17 protein-coding genes are annotated in these 20778 nt (G+C 63.6%); all 17 read left to right on the top strand.

The features are described from left to right. Nucleotides 1–7: 7 nt before the first annotated feature. On the top strand, nt 8–1090 hold the full coding sequence (gene mraY, locus NKH41_RS10295; RefSeq protein WP_023676767.1) for a phospho-N-acetylmuramoyl-pentapeptide-transferase: 1083 nt from the start codon (nt 8–10) through the stop codon (nt 1088–1090). Nucleotides 1091–1098: 8 nt separating this feature from the next. Beyond that, nucleotides 1099–2499: a UDP-N-acetylmuramoyl-L-alanine--D-glutamate ligase gene (gene murD / locus NKH41_RS10290; protein WP_352471558.1), complete on the top strand. Its 1401-nt coding sequence runs from the start codon at nt 1099–1101 to the stop codon at nt 2497–2499. Next, nucleotides 2499–3650 (top strand): putative lipid II flippase FtsW, encoded by a 1152-nt coding sequence (ftsW, locus tag NKH41_RS10285; RefSeq protein WP_352456168.1) that lies wholly within the window; start codon nt 2499–2501, stop codon nt 3648–3650. The genes murD and ftsW overlap by 1 nt, the downstream gene beginning before the upstream one ends. Before the next feature lies 1 nt (nt 3651). Next, a complete protein-coding gene (gene murG / locus NKH41_RS10280) occupies nt 3652–4779 on the top strand; it encodes an undecaprenyldiphospho-muramoylpentapeptide beta-N-acetylglucosaminyltransferase (RefSeq protein ID WP_352539519.1) in 1128 nt (375 codons plus the stop codon). Beyond that, the gene (gene murC / locus NKH41_RS10275) at nt 4776–6182 is read left to right on the top strand and encodes a UDP-N-acetylmuramate--L-alanine ligase (RefSeq protein ID WP_352471560.1); all 1407 of its coding nucleotides are present in this window, start codon (nt 4776–4778) and stop codon (nt 6180–6182) included. The genes murG and murC overlap by 4 nt, the downstream gene beginning before the upstream one ends. Next, nucleotides 6179–7144, top strand: a complete 966-nt coding sequence (gene murB / locus NKH41_RS10270) for a UDP-N-acetylmuramate dehydrogenase (RefSeq protein WP_352767746.1) — start codon at nt 6179–6181, stop codon at nt 7142–7144. The genes murC and murB overlap by 4 nt, the downstream gene beginning before the upstream one ends. 313 nt (nt 7145–7457) lie before the next feature. Next, on the top strand, nt 7458–8384 hold the full coding sequence (locus NKH41_RS10265; RefSeq protein ID WP_352471563.1) for a D-alanine--D-alanine ligase: 927 nt from the start codon (nt 7458–7460) through the stop codon (nt 8382–8384). After that, complete coding sequence (locus NKH41_RS10260; RefSeq protein ID WP_352742469.1) at nt 8372–9313, top strand: cell division protein FtsQ/DivIB; 942 nt, start codon at nt 8372–8374, stop codon at nt 9311–9313. The genes NKH41_RS10265 and NKH41_RS10260 overlap by 13 nt, the downstream gene beginning before the upstream one ends. Next, a complete protein-coding gene (ftsA, locus tag NKH41_RS10255) occupies nt 9310–10617 on the top strand; it encodes a cell division protein FtsA (RefSeq protein WP_023676759.1) in 1308 nt (435 codons plus the stop codon). Before NKH41_RS10260 ends, ftsA begins: the two co-directional genes overlap by 4 nt. A gap of 67 nt (nt 10618–10684) precedes the next feature. Continuing rightward, nucleotides 10685–12355, top strand: coding sequence for a cell division protein FtsZ (gene ftsZ, locus NKH41_RS10250; RefSeq protein ID WP_352767748.1), 1671 nt, complete (start codon nt 10685–10687; stop codon nt 12353–12355). A gap of 279 nt (nt 12356–12634) precedes the next feature. Further along, a complete protein-coding gene (gene lpxC / locus NKH41_RS10245) occupies nt 12635–13582 on the top strand; it encodes a UDP-3-O-acyl-N-acetylglucosamine deacetylase (protein WP_352471566.1) in 948 nt (315 codons plus the stop codon). Nucleotides 13583–13786: 204 nt separating this feature from the next. Continuing rightward, entirely contained in the window at nt 13787–14656 is an 870-nt protein-coding gene (locus NKH41_RS10240) for an outer membrane protein assembly factor BamD (protein ID WP_352501057.1), read from the top strand. 13 nt (nt 14657–14669) lie between these two features. Then, nucleotides 14670–16343 carry a DNA repair protein RecN gene (recN, locus tag NKH41_RS10235; protein WP_352767750.1) on the top strand — a complete coding sequence of 558 codons (1674 nt, stop codon included), beginning with the start codon at nt 14670–14672 and terminating at the stop codon, nt 16341–16343. Nucleotides 16344–16585: 242 nt separating this feature from the next. Next, a complete protein-coding gene (gene ligA, locus NKH41_RS10230) occupies nt 16586–18793 on the top strand; it encodes an NAD-dependent DNA ligase LigA (protein WP_352767752.1) in 2208 nt (735 codons plus the stop codon). Further along, nucleotides 18793–19485, top strand: coding sequence for a DUF2461 domain-containing protein (locus NKH41_RS10225; RefSeq protein ID WP_352767754.1), 693 nt, complete (start codon nt 18793–18795; stop codon nt 19483–19485). Before ligA ends, NKH41_RS10225 begins: the two co-directional genes overlap by 1 nt. A 121-nt stretch (nt 19486–19606) precedes the next feature. Continuing rightward, nucleotides 19607–20335: an AzlC family ABC transporter permease gene (locus tag NKH41_RS10220; RefSeq protein ID WP_352778739.1), complete on the top strand. Its 729-nt coding sequence runs from the start codon at nt 19607–19609 to the stop codon at nt 20333–20335. Continuing rightward, nucleotides 20332–20628, top strand: a complete 297-nt coding sequence (locus NKH41_RS10215) for an AzlD family protein (RefSeq protein WP_352767756.1) — start codon at nt 20332–20334, stop codon at nt 20626–20628. The genes NKH41_RS10220 and NKH41_RS10215 overlap by 4 nt, the downstream gene beginning before the upstream one ends. Nucleotides 20629–20778 lie beyond the last annotated feature (150 nt).

Here is a 20778-nt window from a genome sequence, read left to right as displayed (position 1 = left end):
CAAGCGCATGCTAACACTGCTCGTCGAATTTGCGGACAAGATCTCGGTCTTCAACGTCTTCCGCTACATAACCTTCCGCACCGGCGGAGCGCTGATCACAGCGGCACTGATCGTGTTCATTTTCGGACCGACCATCATCAATTCGCTGCGGCTGCGGCAAGGCAAGGGCCAGCCGATCCGTGCCGACGGGCCGCAGACGCATTTCAAGAAGGCGGGAACGCCGACAATGGGCGGACTGATGATCCTGTCCGGCATCGTCGGTTCGTCGCTGCTGTGGGCGAACCTGTCGAGCATCTACGTCTGGGTGGTCCTGCTGGTGACGCTGGGATTCGGCTCGATCGGCTTTTACGACGATTATCTCAAAGTAACCAAGCAATCGCATCTCGGCTTTTCCGGCAAGGCGCGGCTGGGGCTCGAATTCGTCATCGCCGGCATCGCCGCCTGGGTGATCATGCATAACGGCCAGGCGCCGTTCTCGTCATCGTTGACATTCCCTTTCGCCAAGGAGTTTCTCGTCAATCTCGGCTGGTTCTTCATCCCGTTCTCGTGCTTCGTCATCGTCGGCGCCGGCAATGCGGTGAACCTGACCGACGGTCTCGACGGGCTGGCGATCGTGCCGATCATGATCGCCGCCGCATCCTTCGGCGTCATCGCCTATCTCTCTGGCAACGCGGTGTTCGCCGAATATCTGCAGATCCATTTCGTGCCCGGCACCGGCGAACTTGCGGTGGTCCTTGGAGCGGTGATCGGCGCCGGTCTCGGCTTCCTCTGGTTCAATGCGCCGCCGGCGGCGATCTTCATGGGCGACACCGGCTCGCTGGCGCTGGGTGGGCTGATCGGCACGGTCGCGGTGGCGACCAAGCACGAGATCGTGCTGGTCATCGTCGGCGGCCTGTTCGTCGTCGAGATATTCTCGGTCATCATCCAGGTCGGCTACTTCAAGATGACCGGCAAGCGCGTCTTCCTGATGGCGCCGATCCACCATCATTTCGAAAAGCTCGGCTGGACCGAAAGCCAGGTGGTGATCCGCTTCTGGATCATCGCCGTCATCCTGGCGCTGGTCGGCCTGTCGACCCTGAAGCTCAGATAGGAGGCCGCTTGATCCCCGCCGCATCCTTTTCAGGCAAGCGCGTTTCGCTCTTCGGGCTCGGTGGCTCGGGGATTGCCACGGCGCGCGCGCTGATCGAGGGCGGCGCGGATGTGCTGGCCTGGGACGACAATCCCGACAGCGTCGCCAAGGCCGGCGCGGTCGGCATCACGACAGCGGACCTGCGCGGTGCGGACTGGGCGAGGTTTTCCGCCTTCGTGCTGTCGCCCGGCGTGCCGCTGACGCATCCCAAGCCACACTGGACCGTCGAGTTGGCGCGGGGCTCAGGCGTGGAGATCATCGGCGACATCGAGCTTTTCTGCCGTGAGCGGATGCTGCTGGCACCGGCAGCACCTTTCATTGCCATTACCGGCACCAACGGCAAGTCGACGACCACGGCACTGACGGCGCACATCCTAAAATCGGCTGGGCGCGACACGCAGATGGGCGGGAATATCGGCCGCGCGGTGATGACGCTCGATCCGCCGCAGCCTGAACGGCATTATGTGGTTGAGTGCTCTTCCTACCAGATCGATCTTGCCCCTTCGATCAACCCGACGGCCGGTGTGCTGCTCAATCTGACGCCGGACCATCTCGACCGCCATGGCACGATGCAACACTACGCCTCGATCAAGGAGCGGCTGGTGGCCGGCAGCGAGACGGCAATCATCGGTGTCGACGATTCCTGGTGCGCCCAGATCGCCGATCGGCTGGAGCGGGCCGGCCGGCAGGTCATCCGCATCTCCAAGCGGCTGCCGCTGACCGACGGCTATTTCGCTGACGGCACCAACTTAATGGAAGCCGTGCACGGCCGCTACAGCCGTGTCGCCTTCCTCGAAGGCATCGGCTCGTTGCGCGGCCAGCACAATGCGCAGAACGCGCTGGCCGCCGCCGCCGCCTGCCTCAAGGTCGGGCTCGAGCTCGGCGAGATCCAATCCGGACTGGAGAGTTTCCCTGGGCTGGCGCACCGCATGGAGCAGGTCGGCCGCAAAGGGCATGTGCTGTTCGTCAACGATTCCAAGGCGACCAATGCCGATGCCGCTGCACCGGCGCTGTCGAGCTTTGCGCGTATCTACTGGATTGCCGGCGGCCTGCCGAAAGAGGGCGGCATCGAGCCGTTACGCGGCTTCTTCCCGCGCATCGCCAAGGCCTATCTGATCGGCGAAGCCGCACCGGCCTTTTCGGCGACGCTGGGCGAAGCGGTGCCCTACGAGATATCAGGCACGTTGGCGGCGGCAGTCGAACACGCCGCCCGCGATGCGGCCGGGGATAGTAGCGGCGAGGCAGTGGTGCTGCTGTCGCCGGCCTGCGCCAGTTTCGACCAATTCAAGAATTTCGAAGTCCGCGGCGAGGCGTTCAGGCAAGCCGCAACCGCCATTGATGGCGTGAAGCCCATCGGAGGGACACGATAATGCAAAGCCGTCTCGACAAAAGCCCTGTGGCGACCTGGTGGTGGACGATCGATCGGTGGTTCCTGGCGGCGTTCCTGTCGCTGATGGGGCTCGGCATCGTTTTGTCCTTCGCCGCAAGCCCGGCGGTGGCCGAGCGCATCGGGCTAGACAGTTTCCACTTCGCGACGCGCCAGATTATCTTCACCATTCCGGCACTTGGGGTGATGCTGGCCGTCTCGTTCCTTGAATCCAGGCAGATCCGGCGCATGGCGCTGGTCATGCTGTGCATCATGCTGTTTTTGATGGTGGCGGTGCTCTATATCGGCGTCGAGGTGAAGGGCGCGCGGCGTTGGGTGTCGCTTGCCGGCCTCTCGATCCAGCCGTCGGAGTTCCTGAAACCGGCCTTCGTCATCATCTGCGCCTGGCTGTTCGCCGAGCACAAGCGCCAGCCGGACATTCCGGGCAATTTGTTCGCCATGTTGCTGCTTGCACTGGTCATCTCACTGCTGGTGGCGCAGCCTGACCTTGGGCAGACCATGCTGGTGCTCGGCACCTGGGGGGTGATGTTCTTCATGGCCGGGTTGCCGTGGCTGTGGATCGTCGCGCTGGGTGCTGCCGGCGTCGGCGGCGTGTTCGCTGCCTATGCGGTGTTCCCGCACGTTGCCGGCCGCATCGACCGCTTCATGACCGGCGAGGGCGACACGTTCCAGGTCGACATGGGCCGCGAGGCGCTGATCAATGGCGGCTGGTTCGGCGTCGGGCCGGGCGAGGGTACTGTCAAGCGGGTCATCCCCGACAGCCACGCCGACTTCGTCTTCTCCGTCGCCGGCGAGGAATTCGGGCTGATCATGTGTTTCTTCATCATGTCCATCTTCGGTTTCATCGTGCTGCGCGGTCTCAACACGGCGCTCAGGGAGCAGGACGATTTCACCCGCTACGCGGTTGGCGGCCTGGTCACGGTCTTCGGCCTGCAGTCGGTCATCAACATGGCCGTCAATCTGCAGCTGATGCCGGCCAAGGGCATGACGCTGCCGTTCATCTCCTACGGCGGCTCCTCGCAGATCGCGATCGCCATCTCGATGGGCATGGTGCTGGCGCTGACGCGCAAGCGCCCGGAAAAGCGCAAGCAGCTGGGCTTCATGCCGTCGCCGCGTGCGATGCCGGCGGAGTGAGATGGCCAAGGGGGTCATCCTTCTGGCGGCGGGCGGCACGGGCGGACATCTGTTCCCGGCCGAGGCACTGGCGCACGAACTGACCGGGCGCGGCTGGGCGGTGCATCTGGCGACGGACGAACGCGCCGAGCGCTTTGCCGGGCAGTTCCCGGCGGCCGCCATCCATCCGATCCAGTCGGCGACGATGGGGTCGAAAAATCCTTTTGCCGTGCTCGCCGCATTTTGGAAAATCTGGCGCGGGGTGCGGCAGGCATCGGCCGTCATCGCCAGCGTCAAGCCCGCCATCGTGGTCGGCTTCGGCGGCTATCCGACGCTGCCGCCGCTCTATGCCGCGACCCGGCGCAAGGTGCCGACGCTGATCCACGAGCAGAACGCGGTGATGGGCCGTGCCAACCGGGCGCTCGCCGGCCGCGTCGACGCTATTGCCGGTGGTTTCCTACCGGAAGACACAAGTGCTACAGGCGTCAAGACGGTGACCACCGGCAATCCGGTCAGGCCGCAAGTGCTGGAAGCGGCGAAGACGCCTTATGCCGCATCGGCCGGTGAAGAGCCGTTCCGATTTCTGGTGTTTGGCGGCAGCCAAGGCGCGCAGTTCTTTTCCGATGCGGTGCCGGCGGCGATCGCCCGGCTTTCCGATGCACAGCGCAGGCGGCTGGCGATCACCCAGCAGGCGCGCGCCGACGATGTGACGCGGGTGAAAGCCGCCTATGCCACGCTTGGCATCGAGGCCGAGGTGTCGCCCTTCTTCACCGACATGGCGGCGCGGCTGGCGGCGGCGCATCTGGTGATGTCGCGCTCCGGCGCATCGACCGTATCGGAAATCGCGGTGATCGGCCGGCCGGCGCTGCTGGTGCCTTATCCGCACGCGCTCGACCACGACCAGGCGGCGAATGCGGCGGCCCTTGCGGCAGCGGGCGGCGCCGAGGTGCATCCGCAATCCACGCTTTCGGCGGAGCGGATCGCCGTGCTTGTCGGCGGGCTGATGGATGATCCAGGCAAGGCGGCGACAATGGCCGCGGCGGCGAAATCGTCCGGAAAACCGGATGCCGCGCGGTTGCTCGCCGATCTGACAGAGGCTATTGCGTCCAGGAAATCCGTTTCGGAATTCAGGAAGGAGACGCACGCATGAAGATGCCACAGACGATCGGCCTCGTGCATTTCATCGGCATTGGCGGCATCGGCATGAGCGGCATCGCCGAGGTGCTGCACAATCTCGGCTACAAGGTGCAGGGATCCGATCAGGCCGACAGCGCCAATGTGCAGCGGCTGCGCGACAAGGGCATCGAATGCTTCGTCGGCCATCAGGCCGAAAACCTCGGCGAGGCCGAAGTGGTCGTCGTCTCCACCGCAATCAAGAAATCCAATCCGGAGCTGAAGGCGGCGAGAGAGAAGTTGCTGCCGATCGTGCGGCGCGCCGAAATGCTGGCCGAACTGATGCGCTTCCGGCAAGCGGTGGCGATCGGCGGCACGCATGGCAAGACGACGACGACTTCGATGGTGGCGACGCTACTCGAAGCCGGCGGGCTCGACCCGACGGTAATCAATGGCGGCATCATCAATGCCTATGGCACCAATGCCCGCATGGGAGACGGCGAATGGATGGTGGTCGAGGCCGACGAGAGCGACGGCACCTTCCTCAAGCTGCCGGCCGAGATTGCCGTCGTCACCAATATCGACCCCGAGCACCTCGACCATTACGGCTCCTTCGACAAAGTGCGCGAAGCGTTTCGTCAGTTCGTCGAGAATGTGCCGTTCTACGGCTTTGGTGTGATGTGCACCGACCATCCCGAGGTGCAGGCGCTGGTCGGCCGCATCGAGGACCGGCGCGTCATCACCTATGGCGAAAATGCGCAGGCCGACGTGCGCTTCACCAATCACCGCATGGACGGCCCGACCTCGGAATTCGACGTGGTGATCCGCGACCGCAAGACGCACGGCCAGATAACGATATCAGGCCTGCGGCTGCCTATGCCCGGGCGCCACAATGTTTCCAATGCGACGGCGGCGATTGCCGTCGCGCATGAGCTCGGCCTTTCGGCTGAGGCAATCAAGAAGGGCCTGTCGTCCTTCGCCGGCGTCAAGCGGCGTTTCACCCATACCGGTTCGTGGAACGGTGTCGATGTGTTCGACGATTACGGTCATCATCCGGTCGAGATCACGGCGGTACTGAAGGCTGCGCGCAGCGCCACCAAGGGCCGCATCATCGCCGTTACCCAACCGCATCGCTTCACCCGGCTGCGCGATCTGTTCGACGAGTTTTCCGTCTGCTTCAACGATGCCGATACGGTAATGGTGGCGCCCGTCTATGCGGCCGGCGAGGAGCCGATCGACGGCGTTACGTCCGACGCACTGGTGTCGCGCATCCGCTCCGGCGGCCATCGCGACGCACGCTACATCGAAGGTCCGGCGGCGATTGCGCCGATTGTGCGCGAGGTGGCGAAGCCGGGCGATTTCGTCGTCTTCCTCGGCGCCGGCAACATCACGCAATGGGCCTATGCGCTGCCCAGGGAACTCGGCGGGACCATCTCATGATGCGCGGCCAGGCGTTGATCGAGAAGCTTGGCGACCGGCTTGCCGGACTGCGCGGCCGCATCATGCCCAATGCCGAGATGGACAAGATCACCTGGTTTCGAGCCGGCGGGCTGGCGGACGCATTGTTCCAGCCGGCCGACGAGGACGATCTTGCCACGTTCCTGAAGGCGGTGCCGGAGGAAATTCCGCTGACCATCGTCGGCGTCGGCTCGAACCTGCTTGTCCGTGACGGCGGCATTGCGGGCTTTGTCATCCGGCTTTCGGCCAAAGGCTTTGGCGAGACCGAAGTGATTGCGCCGACTACGATCAAGGCGGGCGCCGCGACACCCGACAAGCGCCTTGCGGCCGTTGCCTACGAGGCCGGCATCGGTGGCTTTCATTTCTACCACGGCATTCCCGGCGCCATTGGCGGAGCGCTGAGGATGAACGCCGGCGCCAATGGCGTCGAGACGCGCGAGCGCGTGGTCGAGGTGCGGGCACTCGACCGCAAGGGCAATGTTCATACGCTGAGCAATGCCGATATGGGCTATGCCTATCGCCATTCAGCGGCGCCGTCCGGGCTGATCTTCACGTCGGCGCTGCTCGAAGGCATTCCCGAGGACAAGGCGGCGATCAAGGCCGCGATGGATGCTGTCCAGAACCATCGCGAGACCGTGCAGCCGATCCGCGAAAAGACCGGTGGCTCTACCTTCAAGAATCCTGAGGGCACCTCGGCCTGGAAGGAGATCGACAAGGCCGGCTGCCGCGGCCTGATGGTCGGCGGGGCGCAGATGTCGCCGATGCATTGCAACTTCATGATCAACACCGGAACCGCCACGGGCTACGAGCTTGAATATCTCGGTGAGACGGTGCGTGCGCGCGTGCTCGAAAGATCAGGCATCCGGCTGCAGTGGGAGATCAAGCGCATCGGTAATTTTCGGCCGGGCCATGCCGTCCAGGAATTTCTCGGACAGTTGCTTTAGGCAAGCTGACCGCCGTTGCCTTTTGGACTCATGAATTCACATTTTGCTGCCGTTTTTGCGGAAAGTGAATCCATCGGAATCGTAAGCACTTGCCAGCGAATCAACTCTCTGATTCTCTGCCCTGAAGCGTTTCCTGATTTGAGTCGTTTCGACGCGTTACTCGCGTTTCCGTCTGGGGGGCAACCTGCCGGGAGACTCGGACTCAATGTTGCGGAAACACGGGAGCGAAGTTGCTCGGCGCATTTGAGCGCGCGCGATGCTTTTCGGGGCATGCACGATGGTGCAGGCCTGCTGTGAGAGGAAATGACGGGGAATGACAAGCAAGCATGTGGCCGTCCTTCTGGGGGGATTCTCGTCCGAGCGGCCCGTGTCCCTGTCGTCGGGTAAGGCCTGCGCCGATGCGCTCGAGGGAGAGGGCTACCAGGTCACCCGCGTCGACGTCTCGCGCGATATCGGCTCGGTGCTCAGCGCGCTCAAGCCTGACGTCGTCTTCAATGCGCTGCACGGCCCCTTCGGCGAGGACGGCACCATCCAGGGTATCCTCGAGTACCTCGCCATTCCGTACACCCATTCCGGCGTGCTTGCCTCGGCGCTCGCGATGAACAAGGAACAGGCCAAGAAGGTCGCCAAGGCGGGAGGCATTCCGGTGGCGGAATCGAAGGTGGCCAATCGCTTCGCCATCCAGAACAAGCACCCGATGAAGCCGCCCTACGTCGTCAAGCCGGTCAACGAAGGGTCGAGCTTCGGTGTCGTCATCGTCCATGAAGGCCAGTCGCATCCGCCGCAGATCATCGGCTCGTCCGAGTGGAGATATGGCGATACGGTGATGGTCGAGCGTTATGTTCACGGGCGGGAATTGACCTGCGCGGTGATGGGCGATGTGGCGCTCGGTGTCTGCGAGATCATCCCGACCGGCCATTCCTTCTACGACTATGATTCAAAATACGTCGCGGGAGGATCAAAACACGAATGCCCGGCAAAACTTTCACCGAATATTTACCAAAAAATACAGACACTGACGCTCAAGGCTCACCAAGCTATCGGCTGCCGGGGCGTTTCCCGGTCGGACTTCCGTTATGACGATCGTCACTCCGAAAACGGCGAAATTGTCTGGCTCGAGGTCAACACCCAGCCGGGCATGACGCCGACGTCTTTGGTGCCGGAAATCGCCGCGCAAGCGGGACACTCGTTCGGCGATTTGTTGAGTTGGATGGTGGAGGACGCTTCGTGTCTGCGTTGAAGTGGGGACAGGGCAAGGGGAAGGGCACGGCCGGGCCGGCGCTGTTCGGCATGCCGTTGTCGTTCGACCATTTCGTGCTGCCGCGCCTGCTCCGCCGGCCGGTGCGCGTGCTGGCGCGCCTCGGCGAAGGCGACTTCGAAGCGCCGCCCTATTGCGCTGCCATGCTGTCGGCGGCACTGCTTGTTTCGAGCAGTGCCTATGGCGCCTATCTCGGCGGATATTCCGACGCCATCGTCCAGAGTGTCACCGCCCGCACCGGCTTTGCCGTCGACCAGGTCAAGGTCGTCGGCAACCGCGAAACGTCCGAGATAGATATTCTCGACAGGCTGGAACTCGACGGCTGGACCTCGCTGATCGGCTTCGATGCCGAAGCCGCGCGCGAACGCATCACCACGCTACCCTGGGTCGAAGCCGCGGCAGTGCGCAAGGTCTACCCGCATACGCTGGAAGTGCGCGTCGAGGAGCGCGAGCCGTTCGCGCTGTGGCAGCAAGGCAGCGCGCTTTCGGTCATCGAGAAATCCGGCACCGTCATTGCGCCGTTCTCCGGCGGCAAGCAGATATTGCTGCCGCTGATCATCGGCACCGGCGCACCGGCCAAAGCGCCGGATTTCCTGGCCAAGATCAAGAATTATCCGGAGCTCGCCGCGCGGATCAAGGGCTATATCCGCATCGGCGAACGGCGCTGGGATCTCAAGCTTGAAAACGGCATCACGATCAAGCTCCCCGAAGACGGTGAGGATCAGGCGATTGCCGACCTGGTCAGGATGGATCACGAGAACGGGCTTTTGACGCGCGACATCGCCGCCGTCGACATGCGCCTTTCCGATCGTCTGGTCGTCCAGTTGACGCCGGAAGCGGCGACACAGCGCCAAGCCGCGCTCGACGAAAAGCCCAAGATGCTGAAGCGCAAGCCGGAGACGAAGATATGAGCTGGCTTGGCGGCAATAGCGATGCCTCGTCGCGCCGGTCCGGCATCCTGACGGTGCTGGATGTCGGCTCCAGCAAGGTCTGCTGCGTGGTGGCCAAACTCAAGCCGCGCGACGATGGCAAGCTGCTGCGCGGCCGCTCGCATCGCGTCCAGGTGATCGGCATCGGCCACCAGAAATCGCAAGGCGTGAAATCGGGCGTCGTCATCGATCTCGACCGTGCCGAGCACGCCATCCGTCTTGCCGTCGACGCCGCCGAACGCATGGCGGGACTGACGGTCGATTCGCTGATCGTCAACATGACTGCCGGCCGGCTGAAGAGCGAGGCTTTTTCGGCCACCATCAATCTCGGCGGCCATGAGGCCGACGAGGCCGACATCAAGCGGGTGCTTGCCGCCGGCGCCAAGCAGGCGTTGCGGGCCGAGCGCGAGGTGATCCATTCGCTTCCCGTAGCCTTTTCGCTGGATGCCGAGCGCGGTGTGCGCGATCCGCGCGGCATGGTTGGCGACCAGCTTGGCGTCGACATGCACGTGCTGACAGGCGACGCAGCGCCCTTGCGCAATCTGGAGCTCTGCATCAACCGCTCGCATCTGTCGGTCGAACGCATGGTGGCGACGCCCTATGCCAGTGGGCTTGCTGCGCTGGTCGACGACGAGCTCGAAATGGGCGCGGCCTGCATCGACATGGGCGGCGGCACGACGACGATCTCGGTGTTTTCGGAAGGCAAGTTCGTCCACGGCGATGCCATCGCGATCGGCGGCAACCACGTCACGCTGGATATGGCCAAGGGCCTGTCGACCTCGCTCGATGCCGCCGAAAGGCTGAAAGTGATGCATGGCTCGGCGCTGCCTGGCAGTGCCGACGACCGCGACCTGGTTTCCATCCATCCGATCGGCGAGGACGGCGAGGTGCCGTTGCAGATCCCGCGCTCGGTGATGACGCGCATCATCCGCGCTCGCATCGACGAGACGCTGGAATTGTTGCGCGACCGGCTGAACAAGTCCGGCTACGGCAATGCCGTCGGCAAGCGTGTGGTGCTGACCGGCGGCGCCAGCCAGCTTGCCGGCCTGCCAGAAGCAGCACGCCGCATTCTCGGCCGCAATGTGCGCATCGGACGCCCGCTTGGCGTGGCAGGCCTACCCGAGGCGGCCAAGGGGCCGGCTTTTTCGACGCCCGTCGGGCTTCTGATCTACCCGCAGATGGCGAGCTTCGAGAGCCGCCCGGCGAAGGGAATTTCCGGTCTTCGGATGACCGGAACAGGCGGAAAACTGCATCGAATGAGTCAGTGGTTGAGAGACAGTTTTTAATTTGACGGGGACAGCCCCATAGGCGGCCGCGGCGGCGAAGCGGCGGGAAAGGCAAAGGACGAAGACAATGACCATCAATCTGCAGAAGCCGGACATCACCGAGCTCAAGCCGCGCATCACCGTATTCGGTGTCGGCGGCGGCGGCGGCAATGCCGTCAACAACATGATCACCGCCGGCTTGCGCGGCGTTGAGTTCGTGGTGGCCAACACCGACGCGCAGGCACTGACGATGTCGAAGGCCGAGCGGCTGATCCAGCTCGGTGCGCATGTCACCGAGGGTCTTGGCGCCGGATCGCAGCCTGAAGTCGGGCGCGCGGCGGCGGAAGAGTGCATCGACGAGATCATCGATCATCTCTCCAACACGCATATGTGCTTCGTCACCGCCGGCATGGGCGGCGGTACCGGCACCGGGGCGGCCCCCGTCGTCGCGCGCGCTGCCCGCGAAAAGGGTATCCTCACCGTCGGCGTCGTCACCAAGCCGTTCCACTTCGAAGGCCAGCGCCGCATGAAGACGGCCGACATGGGTATCGAGGAACTGCAGAAATGCGTCGATACCCTGATCGTCATTCCCAACCAGAACCTGTTCCGGCTGGCCAATGACAAGACCACCTTCGCCGATGCCTTCGCCATGGCCGACCAGGTGCTCTATTCGGGCGTTGCCTGCATCACCGACCTGATGGTCAAGGAAGGCCTGATCAATCTCGACTTCGCCGACGTCCGCTCGGTCATGCGCGAAATGGGCAAGGCGATGATGGGGACCGGCGAGGCTTCGGGCGAGGGCCGTGCAATGGCCGCGGCGGAAGCGGCCATCGCCAACCCGCTGCTCGACGAGACCTCGATGAAGGGCGCCAAGGGTCTGCTGATCTCGATCACCGGCGGCCGCGACCTGACCCTGTTCGAAGTCGATGAGGCGGCAACCCGCATTCGCGAAGAGGTCGACCAGGACGCCAACATCATTCTGGGCGCCACCTTCGACGAGGAACTCGAAGGCGTTATCCGCGTGTCGGTGGTCGCCACCGGCATCGACAAATCGGCGGCCGAAATCGCTGCCGCGCCGATCGCCATCCGCACGGCTCCGCCGAAGCCGGTCAGCCGCCCGGCGGCTCAGGTCACGGAAATGCGCCCGGCGCCTGTCCAGCAGCCGATCTATGAACCACGTGCTGCCGATCCGGTCGCCGAGGCCATTCAGCTCGCCGAGGCGAATGCGGCAGCGATGGCGCAGGCCCGCCCGGCACCGGTCGCCCATGCGGAAGACTTCCGCCCGCAGAGCAAGATCTTCCAGGCGCCACCGGCTCAGCCGCAGCCGATGATGCAGCCAGTGGTTCAGCAAGCGATGCAGCCGGCTCCGCATCGTGAAATGCCGCAGCCGGTTGCCGCAGCGCCCCAGCGCATGCCGCGGGTCGAGGATTTCCCGCCGCAGGTGAAGGCCGAAGTGGAAGCCAAGATCCGCCCGGCCGACCACGAGAACAGCGGCCCGATGGGGTTGCTCAAGCGCCTGACCAACGGTCTGACCCGCCGCGAAGAGGAGCCTGCACGGCTGCAGCCGGCGCAGCCGCGCGAACCGAAACTGCGCCAGGCGCCGGCCGAAGTGCGCCGCCTAGCCAGCCAGGATCCGCAGCTTTACGCGCCGCGCCGCGGCCAACTGGACGAGCAGGGCCGCCTGACGCCGCAGAGCCGGGCTGTCCAGGAAGACGATCAGTTGGAGATTCCCGCCTTCCTGCGCCGACAGGCCAATTGATCTGTTAACGGTTCGTAACAGTTATTAACAGGCGAGCAGGAAACTGTTCGCCTGTAAACTTTAAAAGTGATTGTAAAACAAGGACTTATGGGGCAATCCCGCGCTGGACCGCAGTTACAAAGAGTAAGAAACCGTGATTTGGAGTCTCCCTGCGGGATCATTATCTTCGCCACCGACCAAAGTCGGTTTGCTGGGAGTCTCGGGGAAGTGGCCCTGCCTGCCGATCAATCAAGAGCCGCGCCCTCAGGGCAGATGAAGCGGACCTAGGCAGCAAGGGCTATGGGGATTGTTTTGCACGACTATCAGACGACACTTAAATCGCGCGCGACGCTGACCGGCATCGGCGTTCACAGTGGCAATCCGGTCACCGTCCATTTCCTGCCGGCGGACGCCGATACGGGTGTCGTCTTCCAGCTTTCGAATGCAAGCGGAAGCCACGAATTTCGCGCGCTCGTTTCCGAGGTCGGTGCCACCGACCTCTGCACCATGCTCGGCGATCCGCAGGGCGAGCACATTGCCACGGTCGAGCATCTGATGGCGACGCTTTTCGGGCTTGGGATCGACAATCTCGTCATCGAAATCGACGGCCATGAGGTGCCTATCCTCGACGGTAGCGCAGTGATGTTCATCGAGGCCATTGACCAGGCAGGCGTCGAAACGCTGCCGGTCAAGCGTCGCTACATCAGGGTGGTCAAGCCGGTTCGCATCGAGAACGGCGCCTGCTGGGCGGAGTTCCGGCCCTATGACGGCACGCGCTTCGAGATCGAGATCGATTTCGAAAGCCCGGCGATCGGGCGCCAGCTTTTTGCATCCGACATGAACGCCGACATTTTCCGGCGTGACGTCGCGCGGGCCCGCACTTTCGGTTTCATGAAGGACGTCGAGCGGCTGTGGGCGGCCGGCTATGCGCTCGGCTCCTCGTTGGAAAACTCCCTGGTGATCGGCGACGACAACCGCGTGATCAATATGGGAGGCCTGCGCTATCCCAACGAGTTCGCGCGCCACAAGACGATGGATGCGATGGGCGACCTGGCGCTCGCCGGTGCCCGGTTCATCGGCTGCTTCCGCTCCTATCGTGGCGGCCACAGGCTGAACGCAGCTGCGCTGCGCCGTCTCTTGTCCGACCGTTCGGCTTTCGAGATCGTTGAGACGACGCGCCGCGAGCGCGGGCGTACCGCGGAGATGAGCGCCGTCAACGCACCCCTCTATGCGCCCTGGATGATCTGATTCTTAAGGTCTTGCGGCTCCCGTTGCGGTCAAGCTGTGTTGCATGGATGCATCACCGGCCTGCCAAATTACACAGTTTTCCAGGTAGCGCCAAAGCGCCACAAAAATGTGCGATTGGCCGGGGATAGCGTTGCCGGGCAAGGCAATTATGGTTTATGGCTGCTGCCGTCGACTGAAATGACGCCGAAAGGGCGGAATCCAAACATGTTTTTCAAGCGAGTTGGTCAATCGAAGGCGCCGCGGCGGGCTGTTTTCCTGGCGCTTTCGGTGGTCGTTCCATCGCTGTTTCTGTCGGCCTGCATGTCGTCCGAGAAGGACGTCGATCTGTCGACCTATGTCGATCAGACCGAGCCGGCCGACGTGCTCTACAATCAGGGTCTCGCCAATCTGAATGCCGGGCGACTGCAGGAGGCAAGCCGCAAGTTCGATGCCGTCGACCGCCAGCATCCATATTCCGAATTCGCCCGCAAATCGATGGTGATGGGTGCCTTTGCCGACTACCGTCAGGGCAATTACGATGAGGCGATCGGTTCGGCCAAGCGCTACCTGACCCTCTACCCGTCGACCGACGATGCAGCCTATGCCCAGTATATTATCGGGCTGAGCTACTACCGCCAGATCAAGGACGTCACCCAGGACCAGAAGGAAGCGCGTCTTACCGCGCAGACGATGCAGGATCTGGTAACGCGCTGGCCGACTTCCGAATATGTTGATGATGCCAAGGAGAAGATCCGCTTCGCCAACGATCAGCTCGCCGGCAAGGAGATGCAGATCGGCCGCTACTATCTCGAGCGCCGCGAATACATCGCGGCCGTCAAACGGTTCCGCAACGTCGTGGAGAACTATTCCAACACACGTCATGTCGAGGAGGCGCTGGCGCGTCTGACCGAGAGCTACTATGCGATGGGGCTGACGTCGGAAGCGCAGACCGCTGCGGCCGTGCTCGGCACCAACTATCCCGACAGCCAGTGGTACAAGGACTCCTACAAGCTCCTGCAGAGTGGTGGGCTCGAGCCGCGCGAGAATGCCGGATCGTGGATCTCCAAGGCCGGGAAGCTGATCACCGGCGCCTGAGCGGCGCGTCACCATGCTCTCCAGGCTGTCGATCCGCGATATCGTTCTGATCGAGAAGCTGGACATCGACTTCTCGTCCGGCCTTTCGGTCCTTACCGGCGAAACCGGCGCCGGAAAATCCATCCTGCTCGACGCCTTGTCGCTGGCGCTTGGCGCCCGCGGCGACGCTTCGCTGGTGCGGCATGGCGCGGCACAAGGCCAGATCATCGCCGTGTTCGACGTGCCGCGCAACCACGCGGCTCGCATGTTGCTTGCCGAGAATGCCATCGAGGACGACGGCGAAATCATCCTGCGCCGCGTCCAGACGGCTGACGGCCGCACGCGCGTGTTCGTCAACGACCAGCCGTCCAGCGTGACGCTGATGCGCGACATCGGCCGTGCGCTGGTCGAGATCCACGGCCAGCATGACGAGCGCGCTTTGGTCGATCCCGGCGCCCATCGCGAGTTGCTCGACAGTTTCGGCGGCCATCTCGGCGCTGCTCGGGCAACCGGCGAGGCGTGGCGGCATTGGCGTACCTGCGAGCAGGAATTTTCACGGCACCGGGCCAAAGTCGAAGCAGCTGCCCGTGAGGCCGATTATCTGCGTGCAGCGGTCGCCGAATTGACCAGGCTCGATCCGCAACCTGGCGAAGAGACCGAGCTGGCCGAATTGCGCGCCTTGATGATGCGTGCCGAAAAGATCGCCTCGGAAATCCACGATGCGCAGGATGTGCTCTCGGGTCCGTCCTCGCCCTTGCCGCAGCTGGCCAGCCTGCTCAGGCGGCTGCAGCGCAAGGTCACCGAAGCGCCCGGGCTGCTCGAGGATGTCGTCAAGTCGCTCGACGAGGCGATGCTGTCGCTCGACGCGGCGCAGTCGGGCGTCGAAGCAGCACTTCGCGCCACCGAATATGATCCGCAGCGGCTGGAGAAGGCTGAGGAGCGGCTGTTTTCGCTGCGTGCCGCCTCGCGCAAGCACAGCGTCGCCGTCGATGACCTGGCGCAATTGCGTGACACCATGGCTGCCGACCTTGCCGATCTCGACGCCGGCGAAGAGCGCCTGCAGGCGCTGGAGAAACAGGCTGCGGCGGCGCGCGAGGCCTATGACATTGCAGCGGCCCAGCTGTCGTCGCTTCGCCATGCGGCGGCTGTCGGGCTGAGCAAGGCGGTGATGGCCGAACTGCCGGCGCTGAAGCTCGAACGCGCCGAGTTCATCGTCGAGATCGCTAGCGATGCCGAGAGCCGCATGGAAGAAGGCATCGACCAGGTCGAGTTCTGGGTGCGGACCAATCCCGGCACCAGGCCCGGCCCTATGATGAAGGTCGCTTCCGGCGGCGAGCTTTCGCGTTTCCTGCTGGCGCTCAAAGTCGCGCTGGCTGATCGCGGGTCGGCGCCGACCTTGGTCTTCGACGAAATTGACACCGGCGTCGGCGGCGCGGTTGCCGACGCCATCGGCCAGCGGCTGGCGCGGCTGGCAAAACGCGTGCAGGTGCTTTCGGTCACGCATGCACCGCAAGTGGCGGCGCGCGCGGCGACGCATTTCCTGATCTCCAAATCGGGCGGTGCCGACCGGGTCTCGACCGGCATCGCCGAGATGGACCGGGCGGCGCGGCAGGAAGAGATCGCACGCATGCTCGCCGGTGCCACCATCACCGACGAGGCGCGTGCGGCGGCCGAGCGGCTGCTGCGGGAGAACACCGCGGCAGCGTAGAGCTGTTCATCGTTTCACCGAAACGCCGAACCGCTCTACCTCTTTGTTTCTGCGCAGTTCCGGACGGAAAACCGTTTCACACTTTTCCTGGAATTGCTCCAGGCGAGTTCGTTTCCGGCGCTCGTGACCTGAGTCAGGGTATGGCGCCATCCTGCTGTTCAGGAATGATTTTCTGTGTCTGGTCTCTCCCTCATGAGAAAATCCTGTTCTATTGTGTCGCGCCACCGTGGAGGGAGCAGTGCATGGACGAAAAACCAATCGATTCGCTCAGCGAAAGCGAGGCGGCAAGCGAGTTGAAGCGGTTGGCGCAGGAGATCGCCGAGCACGACCGGCGCTACCATGGCGAGGACGCGCCGATAATCACGGATGCGGAATATGACGCGCTGACCCGGCGCAACCTCGCCATCGAGCAGCAGTTCCCGCATCTTGTGCGCGAGGATTCGCCCTCACGCAGGGTCGGCGCGCCGCCGGCGGAAGGTTTTGCAAAGGTGCGCCACGCGGTGCCGATGCTTAGCCTCGCCAAGGCCTATACCGACCAGGACGTCGCGGACTTCATAGAACGGGGCCGGCGATTCTTTGATCGCGACAAGGAGCTGAACATCGCCTTCACGGCTGAGCCGAAGATCGACGGGCTATCGGCTTCCCTGCGGTATGAAGGCGGTGTGTTCGTGCAGGGGGCAACGCGCGGCGACGGCGTCGTCGGCGAGGACATCACCGCCAATCTCAAGACCATCGCCGATATTCCCAAGACCTTGAAGGGATCGGACTGGCCCGAGGTCATCGAAATACGCGGTGAGGTCTATATGACCTACGCGGAATTCGAGGCGCTGAAGCAGCGTTCGGCGGCGATAGGCGGCCAGGATTACGTCAATCCGCGTAACACGGCGGCCGGATCGCTGCGCCAGAAGGACCCGTCCGTTACCGCCAGCCGCAACCTCAAATTCTTTGCCTACGCCTGGGGCTATACTTCAAAGGATCCAGCTCCGACCCAATACGATTCCGTGCAAAAATTCGCGGAGTGGGGGTTCAAGGTCAGTCCGCTGATGGTCCGGGCAAAGTCGGTCGACGAACTGATCGCGCATTATCACCTTATCGAGGCCCAGCGCTCATCGCTCGGCTACGACATCGACGGCGTCGTCTACAAGGTCGACCAATTGGAGTTGCAGCGCAGATGGGGCTTCGTCACCGGCGAACCACGCTGGGCGATCGCTCATAAATTTCCGGCCGAACAGGCGATGACGACCGTGCTCAGGATTGACATTCAGGTCGGCCGTACCGGTACGCTGGCGCCCGTTGCCCGGCTTGCGCCCGTCACGGTCGGCGGCGTCGTGGTCGAAAATGTCACGCTTCACAACGAAGACTACATCAAGGGTCTGGACAGCAACGGCCAGCCGATCCGCGACGGCAACGACATCCGTATCGGCGACACGGTGGTCATCCAGCGGGCAGGGGACGTCATTCCGCAGATCGTCAGCGTCGTCGTCGACAAGCGTCCGCCAGATGCCGTGCCCTACGAATTCCCGCACAAATGTCCGATCTGCGGCTCACCCGCAACGCGCGAGATCAACGAGAAGACCGGCAAGGAGGATTCCCGCCGACGGTGCACCGGCGAGCTGATCTGCCCCGCGCAGGCCGTGGAAGGATTACGCCACTTTGTGTCGCGCGGCGCCATGGATATCGAAGGCCTGGGCGCTGAAAACATAGACCTGTTCTTCAATGCCGGGTTGGTCAAGACAGCCGCCGATATCTTCACCCTCCGGGACCGCCGTCCCGCCGTCACCAAGGCGCTGGCGGAGCGACGGGAGGAGCAGGCCAGGCAGCGCGAGGCCGCATCGGGCAAAACGCGCAAGAATGTACGCAGCGTCGAGGAACGCAACTATGACGGCCTCGACAAGCTCTTCGCTGCCGTCGACGCCCGCCGCGAACCCGAACTCGATCGCTTCATCTTTGCGCTGGGCATCCGCCATATCGGCGAAACGACGGCCGCTGTGCTCGCCCGAACCTTCTCGACGATCGAGGAGTTGATCCGCATTGGCAAGGAGACAGCAGCAGCAGCCGATCCACACACCGTTTTTCCTTCGATCAACGGCATCGGCGATACCGTGATAGGCGCGCTTCGCGATTTCTTCGGCAATGAACGCAACGACGCCGTACTTGAAGCGCTGCTCACACAGGTCCACCCGAAGCCGTACATTGTGAACGTCTCAGCCGATAGTGCGGTCGCCGGCAAGACAATCGTGTTTACAGGCACGCTGGAAAAGATGACGCGCCCCGAGGCCAAGGCGATGGCCGAACGTCTCGGGGCGAAGGTCGCCGGCTCGGTTTCCGCGAAGACCGATCTCCTGGTGGCAGGGCCAGGCGCCGGTTCCAAGCTGAAGGACGCGACCAAATTCGGCATCGAGGTGATCGACGAGGACACCTGGCTGCAGCGGATTGGCAAGGGCGGGTGATGGCGGCTGCGTTCAATGGATTTGGGCAAAAGGCCATTCCCTTCCTCAAGGCGCTGGATTTTCATCAGAGCCGGGAGTGGTTTTTGGAAAACCGCGATCTTTTCGAGCGCGACCTGCGCGATCCCTTCGGCGATCTGGTCGAGACGCTCTCCGAGCGCTTCACGGCATTGGGGCTCGGCCTGCGCGGCGACCGCAAGAAATCGCTGTTCCGGATTAATCGCGACGTGCGTTTTGCCAAGGACAAACGGCCTTATAACCGGCATTTGTCGGCGATCCTTTCGCCCGACGGCACCAAGATGGAACAGGGCGTGTTTTACGTCCATATCGGGCTCGAGCGCTGCTTTGCCGCCATTGCCTGGTGGCAGCCCGGACCGGAGCTATTGCTGGCGCTGCGCAACGCGATCGCGAAGCGGCCCGCTGAATTCTGCAGCCTCGTCGCGGCGCTGAAGAAGAACGGCCTCGAGCTCGACCCGGACGGCTGCATGAAGCGCACGCCGCGCGGCTTCGAGCATATCGCCGAGCCCGATCTCGCTGCCGCGATCCGCAACCGGCATTTTGCCGTCCGGCACGCAATCGAGCCGGCGGATATCTACGGAGCTGGATTGGTCGACGAACTCGTCGACTTCGTCATGCGGGCAAAACCGCTGCTTGACTGGGGCAGGGCGATCGATGGCAAGGCTTCGCCGCGCTAGGCTCGGAAGCGAGCTTGCCGCGACGCTTCAGCCATCATTTCCGCTGATCGTTTGCCTCAAGCAAATTGGTGTGACAAGCCGCGCCGCCCTCCCTACATAGGCGCTTCCCGAGGAGCGGTCGATGTCGGCGGAAGCAATCTCCGAAAACGGAGCGAAAAGCGATTTCTGGGACGGCGTGCGGCTCAGCATGCCCGTCGTGGTGGCGTCGGCGCCGTTCGCGTTGCTGTTCGGGGCGCTCGCAGTCGACAACGGGTTTTCCGTGCTCGAAGCGTTCCTGATGAGCGCAACGGTGTTCGGCGGCGCCAGCCAGATGGTGGGCATCGAGCTGTTCGGCCAGCATGTCGCGCCGTGGCTGATCGTGCTGTCGATCTTCGCGGTAAATTTTCGCCATGTGCTCTATTCGGCTGGCATCGGCCGACGCATCGCGCATTGGCCGCTGGTGCAGCAGGCGATAGGCTACTTCGTGCTTACCGATCCGCAGTTCGCGGTGGCCGAGCGCAAGGCTGAGGCCGGCGAGACCGTCGGGTTCACCTGGTATATGGGGCTTGGGCTGCCGGTCTATGTGTTCTGGATCAGCGAAAGCGCGCTCGGCGCGATGTTCGGCAAGCTTATTCCCGACACCCATGCGTTGGGCATCGATTTCCTGCTGCCGATCTATTTTCTCGGCCTGGTCATGAGCTTCCGCAAGCGGCCGCTGTGGCTGCCGGTGGTCGTCGCCAGCGCTGCCGCCTCCATTATTGCATACAAAACGGTCGGCTCGCCCTGGCATGTCTCCATAGGTGCGCTGGCCGGCGTGCTGCTCGCCGTCATCCTGCCGCCCCGCCACAGCGGCGTGGAGGCACGGCCATGAGCACGACCTTGTGGATCATCGTCGCCGGTTCCATCGCGACCTATCTGACCCGCATCGGCGGTCATCTGGTGATCTCGCGTTTCGATCAAATCCACCCGCGCGTCGAAGCCGGGCTCAGCGCCGTGCCGGCGGCGGTGCTGACCACGCTGGTGGCGCCGGCGGCGCTCAGCGCCGGGCCGGCGGAATGGGCAGCCTTGATCGTCGCCGGCCTTGTCTCACTGCGCGGCGGCCTTATGGCGATGTTCCTGGCGGGTGCTGCCGTGCTGATCCTCGCGCGGCAGCTCGTCGGCTGATCGACTTTTGCCTTGGCGGCGAGAGCACACATGCGCTTTACCGCAGCGACTATTGCCGCGCCGACCCGCGACAGGCTCAGCCGGACCGCCTCCGATCTCTCCTGGTGGGCGCCACGCACGGCGTCGCTATAGAGCGCTTCGTGCTGCTTC

The sequence above is a fragment of the Mesorhizobium sp. M1169 genome (genome assembly GCF_040318345.1).
In the GTDB taxonomy this organism is placed as follows: Bacteria; Pseudomonadota; Alphaproteobacteria; order Rhizobiales; family Rhizobiaceae; genus Mesorhizobium.
Note: the sequence above shows the minus strand (reverse complement) of the source record. Positions and strands in the feature narration are given on the sequence as shown.